The 299-nt window shown below is 48.8% G+C and carries 1 tRNA gene and 1 rRNA gene (1 of these 2 running past the window's edge); both read right to left on the bottom strand.

Annotated features, from left to right (window positions below):
- Window positions 1–68: ribosomal RNA gene (gene rrf / locus AWH66_RS04060) — 5S ribosomal RNA — on the bottom strand; it reaches 42 nt to the left of the window's first position.
- Window positions 69–116: 48 nt separating this feature from the next.
- Window positions 117–192, bottom strand: a tRNA-Thr gene (locus AWH66_RS04055).
- Window positions 193–299: the final 107 nt, after the last annotated feature.

Genomic DNA, 299 nt, shown 5'->3' with positions numbered 1-299 from the left:
GCGCTATTGCGTTTCACTTCTGAGTTCGGCATGGAATCAGGTGGGTCCACAATGCTATGGTCGCCAAACAAAATCTTGCTTGGGTACACCTTGCTCTGCAAGATGACTCTAAATACTGGTGCTGATACCCAGACTCGAACTGGGGACCTCATCCTTACCAAGGATGCGCTCTACCACCTGAGCTATATCAGCATAGTGGTTGTCCTTTAGGACTAAAAAAGCCCGTCTTTTCAAACGGGCTCTTTCAAATTTAAAGCCTGGCGATGTCCTACTCTCACATGGGGAAGCCCCACACTACC

Origin of the sequence: Vibrio barjaei, from assembly GCF_001639065.2 — a bacterium.
In the GTDB taxonomy this organism is placed as follows: Bacteria; Pseudomonadota; Gammaproteobacteria; order Enterobacterales; family Vibrionaceae; genus Vibrio; species Vibrio barjaei.
Note: the sequence above shows the minus strand (reverse complement) of the source record. Positions and strands in the feature narration are given on the sequence as shown.